The organism is Pseudomonas sp. MDT1-85 (assembly GCF_054898065.1).
In genome coordinates this window covers 2159050-2184755 of record NZ_CM142715.1, presented here as the reverse complement: position 1 = coordinate 2184755, position 25706 = coordinate 2159050, and the positions used below count along the sequence as shown (strand labels likewise).

The following is a 25706-nucleotide window of genomic DNA, read 5'->3' as shown; positions in this document are numbered from 1 at the left end:
TGAGATCAGGATTTCAAGGGCTCCTCGATTTTGAAATGAGCCCGGGCCGTGGCAATGGGCTCGGCTTCGGTGCTTTGCCAGGCAGTAATCGCCACGTTTGCTACCCCGCGCCCCTGTCGGCACACCTGGCATCTGGCCCAGGTATCGCGAAACTGCCCCGCGCGCAGGTAGTCGAGGGAAAAGTCGATAATCTTCGGCACGCCCGGCGAACCGGTGAAAATCAGCAGGTGCAGTGCCGCCGAAAGTTCCATGAACCCGGCAATCACCCCACCATGAATCGCCGGCAATAAAGGATTACCAATGTTGTCCTTGTTGGCCGGCAGACGAAACAGCAGCTCATCCCCCACCCGTGAACATTCGACGCCGATCAACCTGGCGTAGGGAATCAGCTGCAGCAGCGAGGCGTAGTCCCCCTGCGCATGAGCCTGTTGAAGTTGTTCCTTGAACGTGTCAGTCATTTCGCACCTCCGGCAATGGCGCCGCCAAAACCTTTAGTGCCTTTAATGCCCTTGCCCATGCGCATGAACGTGCCCACCACGTGGGCGATGGGCTGTTCGGGGTCGTCCTGGTAGGCAAAACCGCGCGCGAAGATCACGTCGGTGGTCACTCGGTAGCATTGGGCGAAGCCGTACACGTCCTTGTGCGGCTCGGCGGCGTGCATGTAGTCGATGCGCAAGTCGAGCGTCGGGCAGACTTCGAACTCAGGCAGCACGCAGAGGGTGGCCATGCCGCAGGCGGTGTCCATCAGCGAGGTCAGCGCACCGCCATGAATCACCCCGGTTTGCGGATTGCCGACGATCTGCGGGCTGTACGGCAGAATCACCGTCAGCCCTTCGCTGCTGGCGCTGTGAACGCGCATACCGAGTACCTGACAGTGCCGCAATGCCGACAGGAATCGCGTCGCACGCTCAAAAACGGGGTTTTCGGCCATTGGATTAACTCTTCTTAGTGTCCGGGAAAAGTAGCAGGCAAGAGCGCAAAAGTTCCGCTGCAAAACAAACTTATATATCTGTGCGAATTGAGGAACTTAACCCTGATCGCCGTGCTCGAAAGGCCAGTAGATATTTTCCATAAGGAGAAACACCCCATGCGTAAGACTTTAGCTATTGCCTTGATGTTGACCGCTTCCCTCGGTCTCGCTGCTTGCGATAAAAAATCCGAGGACAAAGCTCAAGATGCCACCAAACATGCCGAGCAAGCTCAGGAGAAAATGGGCGAAGCTCAGGATAAAGTGAACGAGGCTGCAAAAGAAAACGCCGAAGCTGCCAAAGCTCAGGCCGAATCGAACGCAGCAGCGGCAAAAGAAGCCGCACCAGAAGCACCTAAAAACTAAAAACGTTTTTAGTGATAAAAGAAAACCCGCCAAGTGCGGGTTTTCTTTTATCTGCAGCTTTTGTTTTTCAATGCGGCATCAGACCAAAATCGTCCTAAAAGTCGGACTAATCATCAGCAACAACGAACACACTAAACCCACAAGCCATACCAGACTGCGCTGCCAGGCCAGATCTGCCCAATAACACAGCAAGTAAATGATGCGCGCGACCACAAAGATGATTGCCAGCGTATCGATCAGCCATCCTGCCGTCTGCGTGGTGTGCGCCATCAACACCCCTACCGCGAACAATAAGAACGCCTCGAAACTATTCTGGTGGGCCGCCAATGCACGGGCACCGAAGCCGGTAAGTTGCGCCTGCTGCTGGCGCGGCAGGTGATTGTTGTAGCCACCCTGCTCGTTCATGGCCTTGGCCAAGGGAATCTTTGCCACGTAAATCAACAATGCGCTGATAAACACACACCAGAACGGAATACTCATCAAGCAGCCTCCTTGTTTGCTTCAGGCAATGGCGCCTCTGTAGGGGTATACACCATTACATCGAGAACGTCGGAGTGAAATTCTCGGCGATACAACACCAGCACGACGCCGGCACTCATCAACATGAACAACCAGGGGCTGACGAACCACGCCAGCATGGTCATGCCAAAGTAATAGGAGCGCAGACCGAAGTTGAACTGGTTGGCCGCCATGGAGATGACACGGGCGGCTCGGGAAGCGAAGGCTTTGCGCTCTTGCTCAGACACATGACGCTCGCCGACCATCGGCGCTGAGCCGACCAGAATCGCCGCAAAGTTGTACTGACGCATGCACCAGCTGAACGTAAAGAACGCATAGACAAACACCAGCGCCAGGCACAACAACTTGATCTCCGACATCCCCTGGGAAGCCTGTTGCACCATTGGGATATCCGCCAGCAACGACACGGCTCTGTCGGACGCACCCAATACCGTGAGAATACCGGCCAGGATAATCAACGTGCTGGAAGCGAAAAACGAGGCGTTGCGCTCCAGGTTACCGATCACACTGGCATCGGCAATGCGGTTGTCGCGCAATAGCATGCGGCGCATCCAGTCTTCGCGATACAGGTGCAACACGCTGGCCAGGCACGCGGTGTCGCGGGCCTTCCATGAGGCGTAACGGGTGTAACCACCCCAGCAGACGACAAACCAGAGCGCGGCGAGGATGTGGATCAGATTGGCGTGGATGAACGACATGCAGGTCCTTGTGATGTAAGGGCGAAATACTCGAAACCTTGTGGGAGCGAGCCTGCTCGCGATAGCGGTAGATCAGTCAACATCTCTGTCGAAGTAAAATCGCCATCGCGAGCAGGCTCGCTCCCACATTGGAAATTTGCAATGCTTCGACGTTAGCGCAAGGAAAAAGACACCGCATCCCGCCCATAAAAAATGCCCCGTATCGATTGATACGGGGCATTTCCATTTGCAGCTCAAGACCTGCTTGTGGCGGGCCAGAAGCAGCTTAAGCCAGCGCTTCTTCGCGCTTGCCCAGCAGACGATCGCAGACCACCGCAACCACCAGGGTCATGACCGCCGGCACCAGCCACGCCAGGCCCTGCTCGCTCAGCGGAAGATGAGTCAGTTGAGTCGGCATCCAGTCGGCCAGACCAGCCCCCTTGAGGGCATCGATCAGACCGAAGATGAACGACACCAGCATCACCGGACCGACGATACGGCCCTGCTCATGCCAGAAGTCCTTGCAGAAGCTCAGGGCTACCAGGGCGATGCACGGCGGGTAGATGGCGGTCAGCACCGGGATCGAGAACGCAATCAGCTTGGTAAGGCCCAAGTTGGACACCAGCAGGGAGAACGCAGCCAGGATAATCACTAGCGTCTTGTAGGACAGTGGCAGTACACGGCTGAAGTATTCGGCACAGGCGCAGGTCAGACCGACCGCTGTCACCAGGCAGGCCAGGGAGATCAGCACCGCAAGGAAACCGCTGCCCAGGGAACCGAACGTATGCTGCACGTAGGCGTGCAATACCGCCGCGCCGTTGGCAGCACCGGCGGCTACTTCATGGCTGCCCGAACCGAGACGGAACAGACTGACGTAAACCAGCGCCAGACCCACGCCGGCAATCAGCCCGGCAATGATCGCGTAACGGGTGATCAACGCTGGCGATTCCACGCCACGGGATCGAATGGCATTGACGATGACAATGCCGAATACCAGCGCGCCCAAGGTATCCATGGTCAGGTAACCATTAATAAAACCTTGGGAGAACGGTGCCGCGACATATTCAGGGGTGGCCACGCCGATATCACCGGCTGGCAACGCGAACGCGGCAATCCCGAGAGCGGCCAGGGCGATGATCTTCATGGGTGCAAGGAAACGTCCTACGGTGTCTAGCAGACGGCCCGGATAGAGCGAGATGAAGAACACCAGCAGGAAGTACACCGAGCTATAAAGAAACAGCGCCAGCGGGCTCTCGCCGGTCAGCGGCGCCAAGCCCACTTCGAACGACACGGTCGCGGTGCGCGGCGTCGCGAACAACGGGCCGACAGCGAGGTAGCACGCGGCTGCCAGCAGGCCACCGGCGATTTTACCGATCGGGCTGCTCAAGGCATCCATTGCACCACCGACCTTGGCCAAGGCGACAACGGTGATCACCGGCAAACCAACTGCGGTGATCAGAAAACCCAGCGCCGCCATCCAGACATTAGGCCCGGACTGCAAACCGACGATAGGCGGGAAGATGATGTTGCCAGCCCCGACGAACAGGGCAAACGTCATAAAACCCAGTGCCAGGATGTCCTGGCCTTTCAATACTTTCATTAAGGAAATACCACACTACTGAATCGGAATTTAGAGAGGGATTTCCCTTATGGGTGAGGGAAATGCTGTCGGCCCGTATAGGACTAACCCGTTTAGCGCGTCGCTGCCTTGTGGGCCGCGGACGCAAAAATGGCTGCTAGCCTAACGAATTTGCACGACAAACGCACTGTTACGGGGCGAAGTATCCGATACGCGACATTTCAATGTCGCGTTTTTGCATGTAAATGGTGGGCGGCTGCAACTCCGCCATCGCGAGCAGGCTCGCTCCCACATTTGACCGCGTTCTAAATGTGGGAGCGAGCCTGCTCGCGATGAGGCCTTCACTGCCGACACACAAACCCCGGAAACGACAAAGGCCACCCGAAGGTGGCCTTTGTCTGGTGAAGCGTCAGCTAAGCGCGAGGCTTACTTGATCGCCCAACCGGTCAGCTCGGACAAAGCCTTGCCGATGTCTGCCAGCGAACGCACGGTTTTAACGCCTGCGTCTTCCAGGGCAGCAAACTTCTCGTCTGCAGTGCCTTTGCCGCCAGAGATGATTGCGCCAGCATGGCCCATGCGCTTGCCCGCAGGGGCAGTCACACCAGCGATGTAGGAAACAACCGGCTTGGTCACGTTTGCCTTGATGTAGGCAGCCGCTTCTTCTTCAGCCGAACCGCCGATCTCACCGATCATTACGATCGCTTCGGTCTTCGGGTCTTCCTGGAACAGCTTCAGGATGTCGATGAAGTTCGAACCCGGGATCGGGTCACCACCGATGCCGACGCAAGTCGACTGACCGAAACCGGCGTCAGTAGTCTGCTTCACAGCTTCGTAGGTCAGGGTGCCGGAACGGGAAACGATACCGACCTTGCCTGGCAAGTGAATGTGACCTGGCATGATGCCGATCTTGCATTCGCCTGGAGTGATCACGCCTGGGCAGTTAGGACCGATCAGGACTACGCCCAACTCGTCGCACTTGACCTTGGCATCCAGCATGTCCAGGGTAGGAATGCCTTCAGTGATGCAAACGATCAGCTTGATGCCGCCGAAGGCTGCTTCCAGGATGGAGTCCTTGCAGAAAGGAGCTGGAACGTAGATCACGCTGGCGGTGGCGCCAGTGGCAGCTACAGCGTCTTTCACGGTGTTGAACACTGGCAGACCCAGGTGCTCGGTGCCGCCTTTGCCAGGCGTTACGCCACCGACCATCTTGGTGCCGTATTCGATGGCTTGCTGGGTGTGGAAACTACCTTGCGAACCGGTAATGCCCTGGCAGATAACTTTGGTGTCTTTATTGATCAGGACGCTCATTATTTGCCCTCCGCAGCTTTGACAACTTGTTGAGCAGCGTCGGTCAGGCTGGTAGCAGCGATGATGTTCAAACCGCTTTCTGCCAGTACTTTAGCGCCCAGCTCAGCGTTGTTGCCTTCAAGGCGAACAACAACCGGGATTTTCACGCCGACTTCTTTCACAGCGCCGATGATGCCTTCGGCAATCATGTCGCAACGAACGATGCCGCCGAAGATGTTGACCAATACTGCAGCGACGTTAGTGTCGGACAGGATGATCTTGAACGCTTCGGTTACGCGTTCTTTGGTAGCACCGCCGCCCACGTCGAGGAAGTTGGCTGGTTTGCCGCCATGCAGGTTGACGATGTCCATGGTACCCATGGCCAGGCCAGCACCGTTGACCATGCAACCGATGTTGCCTTCCAGTGCTACGTAGTTCAGTTCGAACTTGGCAGCGTGCGCTTCGCGCGGATCGTCTTGCGACGGATCGTGGAAAGTCTTCAGCTTAGGCTGACGGTACATGGCGTTGGCGTCGATGTTGATCTTGGCATCGAGGCAATGCAGATCGCCGTCAGCCTTGATCACCAGCGGGTTCACTTCCAGCAGAGCCAGGTCGTGATCCTTGAACAGCTTGGCCAGACCTACGAAGATCTTGGCGAACTGAGCAACCTGCTTGCCTTCCAGACCCAGCTGGAATGCCAGCTCGCGACCCTGGAATGGCTGAGCGCCAACCAGTGGATCGATAGTGGCCTTGAGGATTTTCTCAGGGGTGTCGTGAGCGATTTTCTCGATGTCCACGCCACCTTCGGTGGAAGCCATGAACACGATGCGACGGCTCGAACGGTCAACGACAGCGCCCAGGTACAGTTCTTTAGCGATATCAGTGCACGACTCAACCAGGATCTTGGTGACTGGCTGGCCATTGGCATCAGTCTGGTAAGTCACCAGACGCTTGCCCAACCACTGTTGAGCGAATGCTTTGGCGTCTTCTTTGCTGCGAACCAGCTTTACGCCGCCCGCTTTACCGCGACCACCAGCGTGGACCTGGGCTTTGACAACCCACTCGGTGCCGCCGATTTTGTCGCAAGCTTCTGCTGCTGCTTCCGGGGTGTCTACTGCGTAACCGGTCGAAACTGGCAGGCCGTATTCAGCGAACAGCTGCTTACCCTGATACTCGTGAAGATTCATGCTTATTACCGTCTTCGTTAGGTACTGCGCATTCGGTGCTGCACTTGTTCAAGTGCCGCACCACCTGTGACTGCTGCTTGCGTAGCCTTTCCGGATACCCGGTGCAGCTACACAAGACTGCGTCCAGCGGACATTCCGCGGTGAGTCTTGCATGCAAGGCTCACGACGGGCCGTACCGCCGTGGTTTCTTATTGTCTTAACGCTTCTTGCGGTTGGCGATGTGGATGGCGCCGCCATTCACAGCCAAAGCTGCTTCGTGCAAGGCTTCAGACAGGGTCGGATGGGAGAAAACCATCATGCCCAGGTCTTCAGCGCTGGTGCCGAATTCCATACCGATCGCGCCCTGCTGAACCAGTTCTGCAGCGCTCGGGCCAATCACGTGGACGCCCAATACGCGGTCAGTCTTGGCATCAGCAATGACTTTCACGAAACCGCCGGTGTCGTTGGCTGCCATGGCACGGCCACTGGCTGCGAACGGGAAGGTGCCAACGTTAACTTCAACGCCTTCAGCCTTCAAGGTCTGCTCGGTTTTGCCGACCCACGCGATTTCCGGGTGAGTATAAATAACTGACGGGATCAAATCATAGTTCATCTGGGCTTTGTGGCCCTTGATGCGCTCAACGACCATGATGCCCTCTTCCGAGGCTTTGTGTGCCAGCATCATGCCGCGAACCACGTCACCGATGGCGTAAACGCCCGGTACGGTGGTGGCGCAGTGATCGTCAACGTGCACGAAACCGCGCTCGTCCAGGGTCACGCCGCAATCAGCAGCCAGCAGATCAGTGGTCACCGGACGGCGACCAACGGCTACGATCAGCTTGTCGAAAGTGATGTTCTGTTCGCCGTTGGCATCGGTGTAGTTCACAACGACTTCGTCGCCGTTCACTTTGGAACCGGTAACGCGAGCACCCAGCTTGATGTCCAGACCTTGTTTGGTCAGGGTTTTCAGCGCTTCCTTGGAAACGGCAGCGTCAGCGGCCATCAGGAAGGTGTCCAGCGCTTCGAGAACCGTCACTTCTGCGCCCAGACGGGACCAGACCGAACCCAGTTCCAGACCGATCACGCCAGCGCCAATCACGCCCAGACGTTTTGGAACCGATTGGAATTCCAGAGCGCCGGTGGAGTCGACGATCACATTCTGGTCGACCGGAGCCGGTGGAATGTCGATCGGACGCGAACCTGGAGCCAGAATCACGTTTTCGGCTTCAATGATTTCTACCGAACCGTCAGGCTTGGTGACTTCGACTTTCTTGCCGGCCAGCAGTTTGCCGTGGCCCTGGATCGAGGTCACACCGTTAGCCTTGAACAGGGTGGCAACACCCGAGGTCAGGCCTTTGACGATGGTGGATTTACGGCCGACCATCGCTGCCACGTCCATGGTCACGCCAGCGTGGTTGATACCGTGGATCGCGAAGCCTTCTTTGGCTTCCTTGTATTTCCAGGAGCTGTCCAGCAGCGCCTTGGAGGGAATGCAGCCGACGTTCAGGCAAGTACCGCCGAGGGCCAGTTTGCCTTCCTTGTCGGTGTATTTCTCGATGCAGGCAGTGGAGAGGCCCAGTTGCGCTGCTTTAATGGCAGCCACGTAGCCGCCAGGGCCCGCACCAATCACTACCACGTCGAATTTCTGAGTCATGTGTCATTCCTTCTCGAATCAAACCGGACGATCCCTTTTGAGGACCGTCGTGGGACGAAGCTGGTCATTACAGAAGAGCCGCTCATCACTGAACGGCCCGTGCAACGAAATCAGATATCCAGCAGTAAACGAGCCGGGTCTTCCAGCAGGTTCTTGATGGTAACCAGGAAGGTCACAGCTTCTTTGCCGTCGATCAAACGGTGATCGTAGGACAGAGCGAGGTACATCATCGGACGAATAACGACTTGACCGTTGATCGCCATAGGACGCTGCAGAATGTTGTGCATGCCCAGGATGGCCGCTTGTGGCGGGTTGACGATCGGGGTCGACATCATCGAACCGAAAGTACCACCGTTGGTGATGGTGAACGTACCACCGGTCATTTCGTCCATCGACAGCTTGCCGTCACGAGCCTTCTTGCCGAAGGTGGCGATGCCGCCTTCGATTTCAGCCAGGCTCATCAGTTCGGCGTTACGCAGAACCGGTACAACCAGGCCGCGATCGCTGGAAACAGCAACACCAACGTCGGCATAACCGTGGTAAACGATGTCGGCACCGTCGATCGACGCGTTGACAGCCGGGAAGCGTTTCAGCGCTTCGGTGGCCGCTTTCACGAAGAACGACATGAAGCCCAGGCGCACACCATTATGGCTCTTCTCAAAGAGATCCTTGTACTTCGAACGCAACGCCATGACTTCGGTCATGTCGACTTCGTTGAAAGTGGTCAGCATCGCCATGTTCGATTGAGCTTCAACCAGACGCTTGGCAACGGTGGCCCGCACGCGGGTCATCGGTACGCGTTTTTCTACGCGATCACCGGCAGCGAATACCGGGGCAGCGGCAGCAGGTGCAGCAGCCTTGGCAGGTGCGGCAGCCGGAGCGGCTTTCTTGGCGGCAACAGCTGCTACCACGTCTTCCTTGGTCACACGACCGCCTTTGCCAGTGCCGGCAACGGAAGCGATGTTGATGCCGTTTTCTTCAGCCAGCTTGCGAGCAGCCGGTGCAGCAACAGGATCGTCTTCGCCCGCTTCGGCTGGAGCAGCGGCAGCAGGTGCAGCAGCAGCGGCTGGAGCAGCGGCAGCAGCACTGCCCTCACCGATGGAGCCCAGAACTTCGTCGGACAGAACGGTGTCGCCTTCGTTCTTGACGATAGCGCCCAGCACGCCGTCAGCGGTAGCCAACACTTCCAGTACGACTTTGTCGGTTTCGATGTCGACGATCAGTTCGTCACGCTTGACGGCGTCTCCCGGTTTTTTGTGCCAGGTGGCAACGGTGCCATCGGCAACCGATTCCGGGAAAGTGGGGGCTTTGATTTCGATAGCCATTATCTGTGAGTCCTTAAATTCGGTTTCAGGTGCGCGAAGGCGTTAAACAGTAAAGGCGTCTTGCAGCAGTTGTTCCTGCTGCTCAGCGTGCATCGATGCGTAACCACAAGCAGGTGCAGCAGAAGCATCACGGCCCGCGTATTCGAGTACGAGAGACTTGTCGTGATTGCCAACGATGCGGCGCATGTGGTGTTGGCTGCAGTACCAGGCACCCTGGTTCATCGGCTCTTCCTGACACCAAACGATATGTTTGAGGTTGGTGTACGGAGCCAGGACTTCGTTCAAGTCGTCCTCAGGGAATGGGTACAGCTGCTCGATACGCACGATGGCGATGTCATCACGACCTTCGGCACGGCGTTTTTCCAGCAGGTCGTAGTAGACCTTGCCGCTACACAGAACAACGCGCTCGACCTTTTTCGGGTCCAGGGCATCGATTTCCGCAATAACGGTCTGGAACGAACCTTCGGCCAGATCTTCCAGGGTCGAGATGGCCAGTTTGTGACGCAGCAGCGACTTCGGAGTCAGAACGATCAACGGCTTGCGCAGCGGGCGAATCACCTGACGACGCAGCAAGTGGTAGATCTGAGCCGGCGTAGTCGGCACGGCTACCTGAATATTGTGCTCGGCGCACAGCTGCAGGTAACGCTCCAGACGAGCCGAAGAGTGCTCCGGCCCCTGACCTTCATAACCGTGCGGCAGCAGCATGGTCAGACCGCAGAGACGACCCCACTTGTGCTCGCCACTGGTGATGAACTGGTCGATGACCACTTGGGCACCGTTGGCGAAGTCGCCGAACTGGGCTTCCCAGATCACCAGCGCCTCAGGCGTGGTGGTCGAGTAACCGTATTCGAACGCCAGCACGGCTTCTTCAGACAGGAACGAATCGTACAGGTCGAAACGTGGCTGGCCCTTGTACAGGTTTTGCAGCGGGACGTAGGTACCCGCGTCTTTCTGGTTGTGCAAGACAGCGTGACGGTGCGAGAACGTACCGCGACCGATGTCCTGACCCGTCATGCGAATCGGGTGACCTTCGAACGCCAGGGTCGCGTACGCCATGGTTTCGGCGTAACCCCAGTTGATCGGCAGGCCGCCGGCTTGCATTTTCTGACGGTCTTCGTAGATTTTCGAGACCTGGCGCTGAACCACGAAGCCTTCCGGAATTTCCAGCAGCTTGGCGGACAGTTCCTGCAAGGTTTTCAGATCGAAGCGAGTGTCGTGACGCGCGGTCCAGGCGTGGCCCAGATACGGACGCCAGTCCACAAACAACTCTTTGTTCGGCTCTTTGACCAGGCTTTTTACTACGTGCAGACCGTTGTCCAGTGCATTGCGGTATTCGTCGACTTTCGCCTGAACACGCTCTGCGTCCAGCACACCGCCCTGGGTCAGACGATCGGCATACAGCTCACGGGTGGTGCGCTGTTTGGTGATCTGCTGATACATGATTGGCTGGGTGCCGCTAGGCTCGTCGGCCTCGTTATGGCCGCGACGACGGTAGCAGACCAGGTCGATCACCACGTCACGCTTGAACTGCATGCGGTAGTCGATGGCCAGCTGGGTCACGAACAACACGGCCTCCGGATCATCACCATTCACATGGAGGATCGGCGCCTGGATCATCTTCGCAACGTCGGTCGCGTACTCGGTGGAGCGCGAGTCCAGCGGGTTGCTGATGGTGAAACCGACCTGGTTGTTGATCACGATGTGCACAGTGCCGCCGGTCTTGAAACCGCGGGTCTGCGACATCTGGAAGGTTTCCATCACCACACCCTGACCGGCGAATGCCGCGTCACCGTGGATGGAGATCGGCAAAACCTTCTCGCCGGTAGGGTCGTTACGACGATCCTGACGGGCGCGAACCGAACCCTCGACCACCGGGGAAACGATTTCCAGGTGGGAGGGGTTGAACGCCATGGCCAAATGAACTTCACCGCCGGTGGTCATCACGTTGGACGAGAAGCCCTGGTGATATTTAACGTCACCGGACCCCAGCTCGACCTTCTTCTTGCCTTCGAACTCGTCGAACAGCTCGCGCGGGTTCTTGCCGAAGGTGTTGACCAGTACGTTCAGACGACCACGGTGGGCCATGCCGATGACGATTTCCTTGGTGCCGTAGGAGCCGGAACGCTGGATCAGCTCGTCGAGCATCGGAATCAGGCTCTCGCCGCCTTCCAGACCGAAACGCTTGGTACCCGGGTATTTGGTCCCGAGGTATTTTTCAAGACCTTCGCCGGCGGTGACGCGTTCGAGCAGGTGGCCCTTGATGTCGGCGGAGTACGTCGGACGGCCGCGCACGCTTTCCAGACGCTGCTGGAACCACTGGCGCTGCTCGGAATCGGTGATATGCGTAAATTCAGCGCCGATGGTGCGGCAATATGTCTGCTGCAACGCTTCGTGAATTTCGCGTAGGCTCGCCTCCTCTTTGCCGATGAACAGGTCGCCGGCACGGAAGGTCGTATCAAGATCGGCATTGGTCAAGCCGTAATGATTGATCGACAGGTCTGCAGGTGCAGGACGCTGCCACAGCCCCAGCGGGTCAAGCTGGGCTGCCTGGTGGCCACGCATACGGTAGGCCTGGATCAATCGCAACACTTCAACTTGCTTCTTCTCGTGCTCACTGCTCACGCTGCCGGCGGAAACCGGTTGGGCGCGGCGCTGGTTCTTTGCCAGCAAGACGAAATGATCGCGAATTGTGGAGTGCGAAACATCGGTGGCAGGGTTGCCGTCAGCAGGCAACTTCTGGAAGTAGGTGCGCCACTCTTCTGGCACAGCGTTAGGGTCGTGCAGGTAGAGCTCGTAGAGCTCTTCCACATAGGCAGCGTTACTACCGGATAGGTAGGCGCTGTTCCACATGCGCTGCATCACGCTTTCTTGCATGCTTGGTCACCCTCGGTTAGGGGAACACCACCGGCGTCGACACCGAGCAAACTTGCAGAAGTCCGAATGCAGCGACTAAAACAAGCCACTTAGGATCACGCTGATAGTCCGGGTACCAGCCCGGATGCCCCTGCTTGTCTCATTTCTTCAAAATAAGAGCGGCAGCCTTTTAAGCTGCTGCCCAGGTTAAAACTACGGCGCCGGTTGAAGCCTGCGCCGCAGCATCTACGGGTACAGCGGTCCTACTTTTACAACAGCCGGGTTACAGCAGCTGAATCACACGCCGCTTGAAAGCAACATGTTACGGATGTGACCGATGGCCTTGGTCGGGTTCAGGCCTTTCGGACAAACGTTGACGCAGTTCATGATGCCCCGGCAGCGGAATACGCTGAACGGGTCATCCAGCGAAGCCAGACGCTCGGATGTCTTGGTGTCGCGGCTGTCGGCCAGGAAGCGGTACGCTTGCAGCAGAGCAGCCGGCCCCAGGAACTTGTCCGGGTTCCACCAGAAGGACGGGCACGAGGTCGAGCAGCAAGCGCACAGGATGCACTCGTACAGACCGTCGAGCTTTTCACGCTCTTCAGGGGACTGCAGACGCTCGATGGCCGGAGCCGGCGTGTCGTTCTGCAGGTATGGCTTAACCTTTTCGTATTGCTTGTAGAAGATGCTCATATCGACGACCAGGTCACGGATAACCGGCAAACCTGGCAATGGACGAACGATCAACTTGTTACGTTTTACAACGGCAGACAGCGGCGTGATGCACGCCAGACCGTTCTTGCCGTTGATGTTCATGCCGTCGGAACCGCAAACACCTTCACGGCAAGAGCGACGATAGGAGAAACCTTCGTCCTGCTCTTTGATCAGGGCCAGTACGTCCAGCACCATCAGGTCTTTACCACCGGTATCAACCTGGAATTCCTGCATGAACGGCGCAGCGTCCTGATCAGGGTTGTAACGATAAACACTGACTTGCAACATGGCGGCCACCCTTAATAAGTCCGAATCTTAGGTTCAAAAGTCGGAACAGTCTTCGGCGAGAAGTTCACAGCACGCTTGGTGACGCGCTTGTCACCCGGGAAGTACAGGGTGTGGCACAGCCAGTTTTCGTCGTCACGGTCTTCGAAGTCTTCACGGGCGTGAGCACCGCGGGACTCTTTGCGCACTTCTGCAGCGATGGCGGTGGCTTCGGCCACTTCCAGCAGGTTCTGCAGTTCCAGTGCCTCGATACGCGCAGTGTTGAACGCCTGGCTCTTGTCGTTGATCTTGACGTTGGCGATACGGCCACGCAGATCAGCCAGCTGAGCAATACCCTTCTGCATGTATTCGCCGGTACGGAACACACCGAAGTAGTTCTGCATGCAGTTTTGCAGTTCACGACGCAGGGTTGCCACGTCTTCACCTTCGGTACGCTCGTTGAGGCTGGCCAGACGCGCCAGTGCCACATCGATGTCGGTGTCGGTGGCGTCGCGGTATTCGATACCGTCGGTCAGCGCTTTTTCCAGGTGCAGACCTGCGGCACGACCGAAGACCACCAGGTCGAGCAACGAGTTGCCGCCCAGACGGTTGGCACCGTGAACCGATACGCAAGCCACTTCACCGACCGCGAACAGGCCTGGGATGATAGTGTCTACGCCGTCGGCGTCCTGAGTCATCGCCTGACCATGAATGTTGGTGGCAACGCCGCCCATCATATAGTGGCAGGTCGGAACGACGGGAACCGGAGCGACCACCGGGTCGACGTGTGCGAAAGTCTTGGACAATTCGCAGATGCCTGGCAGACGGCTGTGCAGCACTTCCTCGCCCAGGTGGTCGAGTTTGAGCATCACGTGGTCGCCATTCGGACCGCAACCGTTGCCGGCGATGATTTCCTTAACCATCGAACGGGCAACAACGTCACGACCGGCAAGGTCTTTGGCGTTCGGAGCATAACGCTCCATGAAACGCTCGCCGTGCTTGTTGATCAGGTAACCACCTTCACCACGGCAACCTTCAGTAACCAGCACACCGGCGCCGGCGATGCCGGTCGGGTGGAACTGCCACATTTCGATGTCTTGTACCGGTACGCCAGCACGCAGCGCCATACCAATGCCGTCACCGGTGTTGATCAGCGCGTTGGTGGTGGATGCGTAGATACGACCTGCACCGCCGGTGGCCAATACAGTAGCCTTGGCGCGGATGTAGGTGGTTTCACCGGTTTCGATGCAGATGGCAATCACACCAACGAATGCACCGTCCTGGTTTTTCACCAGATCAACAGCATAGTACTCGTTAAGGAATGTGGTGCCGGCTTTCAGGTTGCCCTGATAAAGGGTGTGCAGCAGCGCGTGACCGGTACGGTCGGAAGCGGCGCAGGTACGGGCGGCCTGGCCACCTTTACCGTAATCCTTCGACTGACCGCCGAATGGACGCTGGTAGATACGGCCCTGTTCGGTACGGGAGAACGGCATACCCATGTGGTCCAGTTCGAAAACTGCAGCCGGGCCTTCCTGACACATGTATTCGATCGCGTCCTGGTCACCGATGTAGTCGGAACCCTTGACGGTATCGTACATGTGCCAGCGCCAGTCATCGTTCGGATCGGCAGACGCGATGGCGCAGGTGATGCCGCCCTGGGCCGACACGGTGTGCGAACGGGTCGGGAAAACCTTGGTGATCACGGCAGTCTTGTGACCGCCCTGTGCCAGTTGCAGCGCTGCGCGCATGCCGGCACCGCCGCCACCAATAATGATGGCGTCGAAAGAAATCGTTGGAATGTTAGCCATGGATCAGATACCCCAGAGAATCTGCACACCCCAGACGAAGTAAGCGAACATCGCAACGCCGCATACTGCCTGGAAAAGGAAACGTACTGCAGTCGCGGACTTGCCCAGCGCCATCGGCGTCAGGTAGTCAGTCGCGATGGTCCACATGCCGACCCAGGCGTGAGCCCCCAGGGCTACAAGGGCCAGCAGACTGAAGATACGCATCCCGTTGTGGGCGAACAGGGCATGCCATTGGTCGTAGCCAATGCCTGGATTCGCGACGAGGTATCCGATCAGGAAGATGAAATAAGCCGCGAGAACGACCGCAGACACACGCTGTGCCATCCAGTCATAGAGGCCCGAACGCGACAGGTTCGTAACGCTGGTTACCATATCCAAACTCCCGCCAGAACGATCAACACCGCAGACACGGCGATAATGATTTGCGAGCCCAGTTTGCCGCCTTCCAGCGTCTCACCGATGCCCATATCCATAATCAAATGGCGCACACCGGCTACCAGGTGATACAGAAGAGAGGACAGGAGGCCCCATGCTACGAACTTGGCCAGCGGACTGGTCAAGCATGCCTTCACCTCGGCAAAACCTTCCTCGGAACCCAGAGACTTGCCCAATGCATACAGCATGAAGCCAAGGCCCAGGAAGAGGATGATGCCGGAAACACGGTGAAGAAACGACGTAACGCCGGTGATGGGGAGTTTGATGGTCCTTAGGTCTAGGTTTACAGGTCGTTGGCTTTTCACGGCTTTTTTTCACACTGAAGAGCCCCTAACAATCAGGGCAAAGTTGTTGGGGAGTGCACTGGTCAGGTAACCACCACCCAGGGATGCGACCCCCAATAAAGCAGGCCCAAAAGCCCCTGGCGGTCGGTGGCCGAGTATAGACAGTTAGGCTACTAATGACAACGCGTTCACCTTCCCCTAATAGCTGATTGCACAAGCGGGATAAAAGGCGTAAATGGCAGTCAATTTCGAGGAAAAAGTCCGGTTAAAGCCTTCTGGAGCAAGACTTTAGGCAAATTGACATTCGAATTTATCTCACTATAGTGGTGCGGGCCCTGCGTGGGGGGTCTGTCTGATGATTTCAAGCATAAATAGGAGGCCACATGGCTGACAAAAAAGCGCAGTTGATCATCGAGGGCGCAGCCCCCGTCGAGCTGCCCATTTTAACCGGCACCGTTGGTCCCGATGTTATCGACGTTCGGGGCCTGACGGCCACGGGCCGTTTCACCTTTGACCCTGGTTTCATGTCGACTGCCTCCTGCGAGTCGAAGATCACCTATATCGACGGCGACAACGGCATTCTGCTGCACCGCGGCTACCCGATCGAACAGCTGGCTGAAAAGTCGGACTACCTGGAAACCTGCTATCTGCTGCTGAACGGCGAATTGCCGACCGCAGAACAGAAGGCCCAGTTCGTCGGCACCGTGAAGAACCACACCATGGTTCACGAGCAGTTGAAGACCTTCTTCAACGGCTTCCGTCGCGACGCCCACCCGATGGCCGTCATGTGCGGCGTAGTGGGCGCCCTCTCGGCCTTCTACCACGACTCCCTCGACATCAATAACCCGCAGCATCGCGAAATCTCCGCGATCCGCCTGGTTGCCAAGATGCCGACCCTGGCCGCAATGGTTTACAAGTACTCCATGGGCCAACCCATGATGTACCCGCGCAACGATTTGTCGTACGCGGAAAACTTCCTGCACATGATGTTCAACACCCCGTGCGAGATCAAACCGATCAGCCCGGTACTCGCCAAGGCCATGGACCGGATCTTCATCCTTCATGCCGACCACGAGCAGAACGCATCGACTTCTACCGTACGTCTGGCCGGTTCGTCGGGGGCCAACCCGTTCGCCTGTATCGCCGCCGGTATCGCCGCACTGTGGGGCCCTGCCCACGGCGGTGCGAACGAAGCCGTTCTGACCATGCTTGACGAGATTGGCGATGTTTCCAACATCGACACGTACATCGCCAAGGCCAAGGACAAGAGTGATCCATTCAAACTGATGGGCTTCGGTCACCGGGTTTACAAAAACCGCGACCCACGCGCCACCGTCATGAAGCAGACCTGCGACGAAGTACTGAAAGAGCTGGGTATTACCAACGATCCGCAACTCGAACTGGCCATGCGCCTGGAAGAGATCGCCCTGACCGACCCGTACTTCATCGAACGCTCGCTGTACCCGAACGTCGACTTCTACTCGGGGATTATCCTCAAGGCGATCGGCATTCCGACCAGTATGTTCACCGTGATCTTCGCCCTGGCGCGGACTGTCGGCTGGATTTCCCACTGGAAGGAAATGCTCTCCAGCCCGTACAAGATTGGCCGTCCGCGTCAGTTGTACACCGGCTATGAGTCGCGTGACATCATCAAGCTGGAAGATCGCGAATAAGAGCTGTCTTGCGATAGCGTCTTAAGCTGTACTGGAAACGGCCTCTATTTAGATAGGGGCCGTTTTTGTTTGTGGGGCCTTGTGGGCCTGGCTCTTTGGTTGTGTACATATCCGTTTCTGCGGTAACGGCTTCTATTGGTTTCGCTTTTACAGCGAGTTACTTTCGCGCTTTTCGAAAGTGACTCGCTGTAAAAGCGAAACCATAAGCGGCCATAACCGCAGGAACGGATATGTACCCGATCAAAGAACAGGCCACCTCTGCGGAAAAGCCATACAGAGTGCGATAACCGCCCAATAAAAAATGCCCCAGTCTCTCGACCGGGGGCATTTTGTGTGGCTCAGCTTATATATAGAAACTCAAAGCCTTAGTGCGAAACCGCCCCACTCGCCCCCAACCCGGTCTGCGAACGAACGAACTGCGGGAAGAACAGCGCACGTTCGTTCACACCCTCGGCGGACTTGTCAGTGACCGAGAAGAACCAGATCCCGACAAACGCAATGGCCATGGAGAACAGTGCCGGGTATTCGTACGGGAAGATCGCTTTCTCGTGACCCAGGATCTGCACCCAAATGGTTGGCCCCAACACCATCAAGCCAACAGCACTGATCAGACCCAACCATCCGCCGATCATCGCACCGCGAGTCGTCAGCTTCTTCCAGTACATGGAAAGCAGCAGCACCGGGAAGTTACAACTCGCCGCGATGGAGAACGCCAGGCCCACCATGAACGCGATGTTCTGCTTCTCGAACAGAATGCCCAGGCCGATCGCCAGCACCGCCAGAGCGATGGTGGTGATTTTCGAGACACGGATCTCGTCCTTCTCGTTGGCCTTGCCCTTCTTGATCACACTGGCATACAGGTCATGGGACACCGCCGAAGCACCGGCCAGGGTCAGACCCGCCACCACCGCCAGGATGGTTGCGAACGCCACCGCCGAGATGAAGCCCAGGAAGATACTGCCCCCGACCGCGTTGGACAGGTGCACCGCCGCCATGTTGTTGCCGCCCAACAGCGCGCCAGCCGCATCTTTGAAGGCCGGGTTGGTGCTGACCAGCAGGATCGCGCCGAAGCCGATGATGAAGGTCAGGATGTAGAAGTAGCCAATGAAGCCGGTTGCATACAACACACTCTTACGAGCTTCTTTCGCGTCACTCACGGTGAAGAAGCGCATCAGGATGTGCGGCAGACCAGCGGTACCGAACATCAGCGCCAGACCAAGGGAGAAGGCGGAGATCGGATCTTTCACCAGGCCGCCCGGGCTCATGATCGCTTCACCCTTAGGGTGAACCTTGATCGCCTCGGAGAACAGCGCGTTGAAGTCGAAGTTGACGTGCTTCATCACCATCAGCGCCATGAACGAGGCACCGGACAGCAGCAATACAGCCTTGATGATCTGTACCCAAGTAGTCGCCAGCATGCCACCGAACAGCACGTAGGCGCACATCAGGATACCCACCAGGATTACCGCAACGTGATAGTCGAGACCGAACAGCAGCTGAATCAGCTTGCCGGCACCGACCATTTGCGCGATCAGGTAGAACGCTACCACCACCAGCGAACCGCAAGCGGACAACGAGCGAATCTGGGTTTGCCCCAGGCGGTAGGACGCCACGTCGGCAAAGGTGTACTTGCCCAGGTTGCGCAGGCGCTCGGCGATCAGGAACAGAATGATCGGCCAGCCCACCAGGAAGCCGATCGAGTAGATCAGGCCGTCGTAGCCAGAGGTGAACACCAGGGCGGAAATACCCAGGAAGGACGCCGCGGACATGTAGTCACCGGCAATCGCCAGACCATTCTGGAAACCGGTGATCTTGCCGCCCGCCGCATAGTAGTCGGCGGCCGAGTTGTTTTTCTTGGAAGCCCAGTAAGTGATATATAAAGTCGCGCCGACGAACGCCACAAACATCAGGATCGCCGCGACGTTCAGGGGTTGTTTGGTCACTGCACCGGTCAAGGCGTCAGCCGCCCAGGCGCCAGGTGCGAACGCTGCGATGCTCAATAGAGCCATTAGACGCCGGATCATTGCTGAGCCTCCTTGAGAATCGCATTGTTCAAGTCGTCGAATTCGCCGTTGGCGCGTCGCACGTAGATGCCCGTCAGGATAAAGGCCGAAATGATCAGCCCGACACCGATCGGAATGCCCCAGGTAATCGAAGACTCAGGGCTGATTTTCGCGCCCAGGATATGCGGCCCGTAAGCAATCAAAAGGATGAATCCGGAGTACAGCCCAAGCATGATCGCTGAAAGAATCCAGGCGAATCGTTCTCTCTTGCTGACCAGCTCCTTGAAGCGCGAGCTGTTTTGAATCGAGAGGTAAATGCTGTCGTTCATTGTTTTTATCCTCGCAGCACAGATTTAGTTGGAACGGTATCCACTCTATGCGGCTGCGGGACAGGTTCCAGACGACCTTAGTATTAGAACGACATGACAGTTGCTCCCACATAAAAAAGCAAAAGGCCCCTTGGCATAAATGCCAAGGGGCCTTTAGAGGTGCTGACTAGACGCCTCAGGTTAAATCATTTGATCCAGTCGGCAACGCGATCCGGGTGTTTGGCCACCCAATCCTTCGCTGCGGCTTCAGGCTTGGCGCCGTCCTGAATCGCCAACATGACTTCGCCGATTTCGTCTTTCGATGCCCACTGGAAGTTCTTCAGGAACTTCGCAACTTCCGGCGCTTTGGTTGCCAGCTCTTTGCTACCGATGCTGTTCACGGTTTCAGCCGCGCCATAAACGCCTTTCGGGTCGTCCAGGAAGCGCAGCTTCCACTTGGCGAACATCCAGTGCGGCACCCAACCGGTGACGGCAATGGATTCATTTTTCTTCTCGGCACGGGTCAACTCGGCAATCATGCCGGCGCCAGAACTGGCCTTGAGGGTGTAGTTGTCCAGGCCGTAATCCTTGATGGCCTGATCGGTTTTGAGCATCACGCCTGAACCGGCATCGATGCCGACGATACGATTTTTGAAGCTGTCGTCGGTTTTCAGATCCTCGATAGACTTGGCCTTGACGTACTCCGGCACGATCAGGCCGATTTTCGCATCCTTGAAGTTCGGGCCGTAATCGACGACCTGATCCTTGTTTTTGGTCCAGTATTCACCGTGCGTCACAGGCAGCCACGCCGATAGCATGGCGTCGAGTTTGCCAGTGGCCACACCCTGCCACATGATCCCGGTGGCAACGGCTTGCAGCTTCACGTCATAACCGAGTTTCTGCCTGATCACCTCGGCGGCCACGTTGGTCGTGGCGACGCTGTCCGACCAGCCGTCTACATAACCGATCGTCACTGCCTTGCCTTCAGCGCTGGCCACCGTAGAACTGATCGCCAGCACCAAAGCGGCACCTGCGCCCAAGAGTCGTCGCATCTTCATCGTTACTTCCCCGAAAGTGCTGCGCTCGACGGATGCCGAGCCGCTCAACGTATTGTTATGGTGCACAGCGCCCCCATCACGCCTCACCGCAAACTCGTTCAAACATCAGCGGAGTACTGACGATTGGATGATCAACCTGACGCCCACGATCACCTGCTCTGCCAGCGACCTCAAGGCATCGAGAAACGACATCAGAAGGCCATTAATTGCAACCGTCGCCAATCCATCCGCCACCCCGCCCGAACTTTGCATGTCAAAATTATGCAGGCCACCAAGCCCGGGACAAATGCAGGTAACATGCGCGGCTTTGTTCCCAGACGGCCTGACCATGCCCGCGACATCCCGCTTTCCTTTTTTTGCTTATTTATTTGCCTGCCTGCTGGGGTTTTTTGCCCTCGGCGGCTTCTGGTATGGACTCGGCAAACCGGTGATCCTGCCCGACGTGGCCAGCGCAACGCACAAGCTGCAATGTGCCTCCTACACCCCGTTCGACAAAGACCAATCGCCGTTCGATGTACCGTTCAAACTGCGCCCCGAGCGTATGGACGCCGACCTCGCGCTGCTGGCAACCCGGTTCGAATGCATCCGCACCTATTCCATGACCGGCCTCGAGGCCCTGCCCGATCTGGCACGCAAACACGGCTTGAAGCTGATGATCGGCGCCTGGGTCAACGGCAACCCGGTAGACACCGCCAAGGAAGTCGACCTGCTGATCGCCTCGGCGAATGCCAACGCCGATGTAGTGACCTCGGTGATCGTAGGTAACGAAACCCTGCTGCGCAAGGAAGTCACCGGCCCACAGTTGGCGACCCTGATTAACAAGGTCAAAAGCCAGGTCAAACAACCGGTGACCTACGCCGACGTCTGGGAATTCTGGCTCAAGCACCCCGAAATCGCTCCGGCGGTGGACTTCCTGACCATCCATTTGCTGCCGTACTGGGAAGATGATCCGTCGAACATCGACGCGGCACTGCAGCATGTGGCCGAAGTGCGCCAGGTGTTCGGCAACAAATTTGCGCCCAAAGACGTGATGATCGGTGAAACTGGCTGGCCAAGCGAAGGCCGTCAGCGCGAAACCGCTTTGCCGAGCCGGGTCAATGAAGCCAAGTTCATTCGTAGCTTTGTGATCATGGCCGAACAGCAAGGCTGGCATTACAACCTGATCGAGGCATTTGACCAGCCCTGGAAACGCGCCAGTGAAGGTGCGGTCGGGGGTTATTGGGGACTGTTCGACGCCGATCGTCAGGATAAGGGTGTGCTCGCCGGGCCCGTCTCGAACGTACCGTATTGGTCGCAATGGCTGGCGGTGGGTAGTTTGATCTTCATCGGCACGCTGATTATCGGCGGTCGCGTTCGCAGCACCCGCGCGGCGTGGGTGCTGCCACTGCTCGGCGCGTTGGCGGCCTGTTCGATTGGCGCCTGGGGCGATCTGGCCCGTGTCACCACCCGATTTGCCAGTGAGTGGCTGTGGGTCGCCTTGCTGACGGGGCTGAATCTGTTGGTGCTGGCGCATGCCGCGCTGGCCTTGAGTGCCCGTACCGGCTGGCGTGAACGCGCCTTCAATGCACTGGAGCGTCGTGCCGGCTGGTGGCTGGCAGCGGCAGGTTTTGCCGCGGCGGTGATGATGCTGGAGCTGGTGTTTGACCCGCGTTATCGCAGCTTCCCGAGTGCCGCGTTCATCCTGCCGGCGCTGGTATACCTGTGCCGCCCGGTCAGCGCACCGCGTCGGGAAATCGCCCTGCTGACCTTCATTATCGGCGCCGGCATTGCGCCGCAACTGTATCAAGAAGGTTTGCAGAACCAGCAGGCCTGGGGTTGGGCGCTGGTGAGTGTGTTGATGGTGGCGGCGTTGTGGCGCAGCTTGCGGGTTCGCAAGGGCTGATCTTCTGCGCGGCTACCGGCCCCATCGCGAGCAAGCTCGCTCCCACATGTAACCGCGTTCTCATGCTAGATGCGGTCGAATGTGGGAGCGAGCCTGCTCGCGATGACGGACTATCAGGCGCTACGAGAAGCCCGGACCAGACGCAAAGCCGCAATCACTACCGCAAACACCGCCAACGTGGTGTTGTACAACGCCAGCGCCGGAAATCCGAACACCAGCGCCAGCACCGCCAACCACCATCCCGCTCGCCCCGGCAGCACAAAACCGATCACGGCGGCGGCCAATGCCGTCCAACCCAATACCTTGAAATGAATCATCAGGCCCAGGTTTGACCGGACCAGACATTCCCAGCGGCTGGCCTCATCAACGCAGATGCCGACCCATTGAGCATCCTCCATGAAGCCATAACGCGCGCCATAACTGGCAGCCAGCCACAATGGCAGAAGAACGAGCAACAGAATCACGGGTAAACGGCGGGACATGAAGCACTCCAATAAACGAAATCGGCGGCCAGCTTAATCCCCCGCCTGCGGTAAGCAAGTGACATCAACAGATAACTGTTCATGAAATAGCTGCAAAGTGTATCGTCCCGCTACCGTTGCTCCGAAATCAGGCCTGTTTAGTGCCCATCATGGCACTTTGGCGCAAATCCGATGGTCATAGGCTGCGGAACTTCATTCCGCACCTTCCTCTAAGGGATCTAGTCATGCTCCGTTCCTTGCGCTGCGCCGCCCTGTTTGGCGGCTTGTTTTTAAGTGCGTCCGCACTGGCGGCCGACATTGATGCCGCCAGTTACGGCTACCCCCTGACCAACCCGTTCGAGGCGACCATCGCCACGACACCGCCGGAGTTACGCCCGGAATTGCCGCTGGACGACGACATCAATCAGTCGGACCGCAGCGTCACGATGCGTCCCGAGCGTGAATTCAGCCTGCCGGACAACTTCTGGCCGGTGAAGCAACTCACCTACCGCATCGCCACGCAAGATCAAGCGGCACCGTTGATCTTCCTGATTTCCGGCACCGGTGCACGCTATGACAGCACCCTCAACGAGTACCTGAAAAAGCTCTACTACAAAGCCGGTTATCACGTGGTGCAGCTGTCGTCGCCGACCAGCTTCGACTTCATGACCGCTGCTTCGCGTTTCGCCACCCCCGGCGTGACCAAGGAAGATGCCGAAGACATGTACCGCGTGATGCAGGCCGTGCGGGCGCAAAACCCGAAACTGCCGGTCACCGACTTTTACCTGAGTGGCTATAGCCTCGGTGCCCTGGATGCGGCCTTTGTGGCGCATCTGGATGAAACCCGTCGCAGCTTCAATTTCAAGAAAGTCTTGTTGCTCAACCCGCCGGTCAACCTTTACACATCGATCACCAACCTGGACAAGCTGGTTCAAACAGAGGTGAAGGGCATCAACAACAGCACCACCTTCTATGAGCTGGTGCTGGACAAACTGACCCGCTACTTCCAACAGAAGGGCTACATCGACCTCAACGATGCCCTGCTCTATGACTTCCAGCAGTCCAAGCAGCACTTGAGCAACGAACAGATGGCCATGCTGATTGGCACTTCATTCCGTTTCTCGGCGGCCGACATCGCCTTCACCTCGGACCTGATCAACCGCCGCGGCTTGATTACGCCACCGAAATACCCGATCACCGAAGGCACCACCCTCACGCCGTTCCTCAAACGCGCACTGCAATGCGACTTCGACTGCTACCTGACCGAACAGGTCATCCCGATGTGGCGTGCCCGCACCGACGGCGGCAGCCTGCTGCAACTGATCGATCAGGTCAGCCTGTATGCACTCAAGGATTACCTGCACGACAGCCCGAAAATCGCCGTCATGCACAACGCCGACGACGTGATCCTCGGCCCTGGCGACCTGGGGTTTCTGCGCCGAACCTTCGGCGACCGTTTGACTGTTTATCCATTGGGCGGCCATTGCGGCAACCTCAACTATCGCGTCAACAGCGACGCCATGCTGGAGTTTTTCCGTGGCTAAATACCCCCTGCTGATCGCAGCGTTACTCTGTGCAGGCGTCGCCAACGCCGACAACAGCAAAGCCAATGCACCTGTGGTGGTCGATAGTGACGGCTTCAAGGAACCGCTGAGCAAACTCAAATTCAACCCGGGGCTGGATCAGCGCGAGTTCGAACGCTCGACGCTCAACGCGTTGAACGTCTACGACCCGCTGGAGGAGTGGAACCGCCGCGTCTACCACTTCAACTACCGTTTCGACCAATGGGTGTTCCTGCCCGTGGTTAACGGTTATCGCTACGTCACCCCAAGTTTCCTGCGCACCGGCGTCAGCAACTTCTTCAACAACGTCGGCGATGTACCGAACCTGATGAACAGCCTGCTGCAATTCAAGGGGCAGCGTTCGATGGAAACCACCGCGCGCCTGCTGCTCAACACCACCATCGGTGTCGCCGGCCTGTGGGATCCGGCCACCTCCATGGGGCTGCCGCGCCAGAGCGAAGACTTCGGCCAGACCCTGGGCTTCTACGGCGTACCGGGCGGCGCCTACTTCGTGCTGCCGATCCTCGGCCCGTCGAACCTGCGTGACACCGCGGGCCTGGCGGTCGATTACACGGCCGAATCGGCGATCAACTTCCTGAACGTTTCCGAAGTCAGCTCTAACCACCCGGAAGTCCTGGCACTGCGCATCATCGACAAGCGCTATCAGACCAGCTTCCGCTACGGCCAGCTGAACACGCCGTTCGAGTATGAGAAGGTGCGTTACGTGTACACCGAGTCGCGCAAGCTGCAGGTTGCCGAGTAATTCCGAAGGCAACAAAAAAGGCCATTCGATTTGCGCCGAATGGCCTTTTTCATATTCATGCCACACCACAATCCACTGTGGGAGCGAGCCTGCTCGCG

The 25706-nt window shown here is 57.7% G+C and carries 23 protein-coding genes; 5 read left to right on the top strand and 18 right to left on the bottom strand.

Annotated elements, in window-relative coordinates; translation table 11 throughout:
* Positions 1-5: 5 nt before the first annotated feature.
* Both ACYZT2_RS09895 and ACYZT2_RS09890 read right to left on the bottom strand, forming a co-directional pair.
* Complete coding sequence (locus ACYZT2_RS09895; RefSeq protein WP_461971708.1) at positions 6-458, bottom strand: PaaI family thioesterase; 453 nt, start codon at positions 456-458, stop codon at positions 6-8.
* Positions 455-931, bottom strand: a complete 477-nt coding sequence (locus ACYZT2_RS09890; protein ID WP_007898969.1) for a PaaI family thioesterase — start codon at positions 929-931, stop codon at positions 455-457. The genes ACYZT2_RS09895 and ACYZT2_RS09890 overlap by 4 nt, the downstream gene beginning before the upstream one ends.
* Before the next feature lie 156 nt (positions 932-1087).
* Between ACYZT2_RS09890 and ACYZT2_RS09885 the strand changes: the two genes are divergently transcribed.
* A complete protein-coding gene (locus tag ACYZT2_RS09885; protein WP_461971705.1) occupies positions 1088-1333 on the top strand; it encodes a hypothetical protein in 246 nt (81 codons plus the stop codon).
* 78 nt (positions 1334-1411) lie between these two features.
* Here ACYZT2_RS09885 and ACYZT2_RS09880 read toward each other — a convergent pair whose 3' ends face one another.
* The 12 genes from ACYZT2_RS09880 to sdhC form a co-directional block, all read right to left on the bottom strand.
* Positions 1412-1813: an MAPEG family protein gene (locus ACYZT2_RS09880; RefSeq protein WP_461971703.1), complete on the bottom strand. Its 402-nt coding sequence runs from the start codon at positions 1811-1813 to the stop codon at positions 1412-1414.
* Complete coding sequence (locus tag ACYZT2_RS09875) at positions 1813-2550, bottom strand: DUF599 domain-containing protein (protein WP_253548913.1); 738 nt, start codon at positions 2548-2550, stop codon at positions 1813-1815. Before ACYZT2_RS09875 ends, ACYZT2_RS09880 begins: the two co-directional genes overlap by 1 nt.
* 265 nt (positions 2551-2815) lie before the next feature.
* A complete protein-coding gene (gene brnQ, locus ACYZT2_RS09870; protein WP_461971701.1) occupies positions 2816-4129 on the bottom strand; it encodes a branched-chain amino acid transport system II carrier protein in 1314 nt (437 codons plus the stop codon).
* Positions 4130-4534: 405 nt separating this feature from the next.
* A complete protein-coding gene (sucD, locus tag ACYZT2_RS09865; protein WP_007898976.1) occupies positions 4535-5416 on the bottom strand; it encodes a succinate--CoA ligase subunit alpha in 882 nt (293 codons plus the stop codon).
* A complete protein-coding gene (gene sucC / locus ACYZT2_RS09860; RefSeq protein WP_007898980.1) occupies positions 5416-6582 on the bottom strand; it encodes an ADP-forming succinate--CoA ligase subunit beta in 1167 nt (388 codons plus the stop codon). The genes sucD and sucC overlap by 1 nt, the downstream gene beginning before the upstream one ends.
* A 196-nt stretch (positions 6583-6778) precedes the next feature.
* Entirely contained in the window at positions 6779-8215 is a 1437-nt protein-coding gene (gene lpdA / locus ACYZT2_RS09855; protein WP_030131724.1) for a dihydrolipoyl dehydrogenase, read from the bottom strand.
* A gap of 110 nt (positions 8216-8325) precedes the next feature.
* Entirely contained in the window at positions 8326-9540 is a 1215-nt protein-coding gene (gene odhB, locus ACYZT2_RS09850; protein WP_461971698.1) for a 2-oxoglutarate dehydrogenase complex dihydrolipoyllysine-residue succinyltransferase, read from the bottom strand.
* Between the two features lie 42 nt (positions 9541-9582).
* Positions 9583-12414 (bottom strand): 2-oxoglutarate dehydrogenase E1 component, encoded by a 2832-nt coding sequence (locus tag ACYZT2_RS09845; RefSeq protein WP_461971695.1) that lies wholly within the window; start codon positions 12412-12414, stop codon positions 9583-9585.
* 276 nt (positions 12415-12690) lie between these two features.
* The gene (locus ACYZT2_RS09840; RefSeq protein ID WP_461971693.1) at positions 12691-13395 is read right to left on the bottom strand and encodes a succinate dehydrogenase iron-sulfur subunit; all 705 of its coding nucleotides are present in this window, start codon (positions 13393-13395) and stop codon (positions 12691-12693) included.
* Between the two features lie 11 nt (positions 13396-13406).
* The gene (gene sdhA / locus ACYZT2_RS09835; RefSeq protein ID WP_461971691.1) at positions 13407-15179 is read right to left on the bottom strand and encodes a succinate dehydrogenase flavoprotein subunit; all 1773 of its coding nucleotides are present in this window, start codon (positions 15177-15179) and stop codon (positions 13407-13409) included.
* Between the two features lie 3 nt (positions 15180-15182).
* Positions 15183-15551 carry a succinate dehydrogenase, hydrophobic membrane anchor protein gene (gene sdhD / locus ACYZT2_RS09830; protein WP_008071469.1) on the bottom strand — a complete coding sequence of 123 codons (369 nt, stop codon included), beginning with the start codon at positions 15549-15551 and terminating at the stop codon, positions 15183-15185.
* Positions 15545-15919, bottom strand: coding sequence for a succinate dehydrogenase, cytochrome b556 subunit (gene sdhC / locus ACYZT2_RS09825; protein ID WP_305448808.1), 375 nt, complete (start codon positions 15917-15919; stop codon positions 15545-15547). The genes sdhD and sdhC overlap by 7 nt, the downstream gene beginning before the upstream one ends.
* A 362-nt stretch (positions 15920-16281) precedes the next feature.
* Between sdhC and gltA the strand changes: the two genes are divergently transcribed.
* A complete protein-coding gene (gene gltA, locus ACYZT2_RS09820; protein ID WP_461971688.1) occupies positions 16282-17571 on the top strand; it encodes a citrate synthase in 1290 nt (429 codons plus the stop codon).
* Between the two features lie 365 nt (positions 17572-17936).
* Here gltA and ACYZT2_RS09815 read toward each other — a convergent pair whose 3' ends face one another.
* From ACYZT2_RS09815 to ACYZT2_RS09805, 3 genes are all read right to left on the bottom strand, one after another.
* Positions 17937-19595 (bottom strand): cation acetate symporter, encoded by a 1659-nt coding sequence (locus tag ACYZT2_RS09815; RefSeq protein ID WP_461971686.1) that lies wholly within the window; start codon positions 19593-19595, stop codon positions 17937-17939.
* Complete coding sequence (locus tag ACYZT2_RS09810) at positions 19592-19903, bottom strand: DUF485 domain-containing protein (protein ID WP_038979676.1); 312 nt, start codon at positions 19901-19903, stop codon at positions 19592-19594. The genes ACYZT2_RS09815 and ACYZT2_RS09810 overlap by 4 nt, the downstream gene beginning before the upstream one ends.
* A gap of 185 nt (positions 19904-20088) precedes the next feature.
* Complete coding sequence (locus ACYZT2_RS09805; protein ID WP_461971684.1) at positions 20089-20940, bottom strand: glycine betaine ABC transporter substrate-binding protein; 852 nt, start codon at positions 20938-20940, stop codon at positions 20089-20091.
* Positions 20941-21226: 286 nt separating this feature from the next.
* Here ACYZT2_RS09805 and ACYZT2_RS09800 point away from each other — a divergent pair, with 286 nt between their 5' ends.
* Complete coding sequence (locus ACYZT2_RS09800) at positions 21227-22822, top strand: glycoside hydrolase family 17 protein (protein ID WP_461971682.1); 1596 nt, start codon at positions 21227-21229, stop codon at positions 22820-22822.
* Positions 22823-22935: 113 nt separating this feature from the next.
* On the opposite strand, the gene ACYZT2_RS09795 is transcribed toward ACYZT2_RS09800, so the two are convergent.
* On the bottom strand, positions 22936-23304 hold the full coding sequence (locus ACYZT2_RS09795; RefSeq protein WP_461971680.1) for a hypothetical protein: 369 nt from the start codon (positions 23302-23304) through the stop codon (positions 22936-22938).
* A gap of 224 nt (positions 23305-23528) precedes the next feature.
* Between ACYZT2_RS09795 and ACYZT2_RS09790 the strand changes: the two genes are divergently transcribed.
* Positions 23529-24827 (top strand): serine/threonine protein kinase, encoded by a 1299-nt coding sequence (locus ACYZT2_RS09790; protein ID WP_461971678.1) that lies wholly within the window; start codon positions 23529-23531, stop codon positions 24825-24827.
* Positions 24820-25608: an MlaA family lipoprotein gene (locus ACYZT2_RS09785; RefSeq protein ID WP_461971676.1), complete on the top strand. Its 789-nt coding sequence runs from the start codon at positions 24820-24822 to the stop codon at positions 25606-25608. Before ACYZT2_RS09790 ends, ACYZT2_RS09785 begins: the two co-directional genes overlap by 8 nt.
* Positions 25609-25706 lie beyond the last annotated feature (98 nt).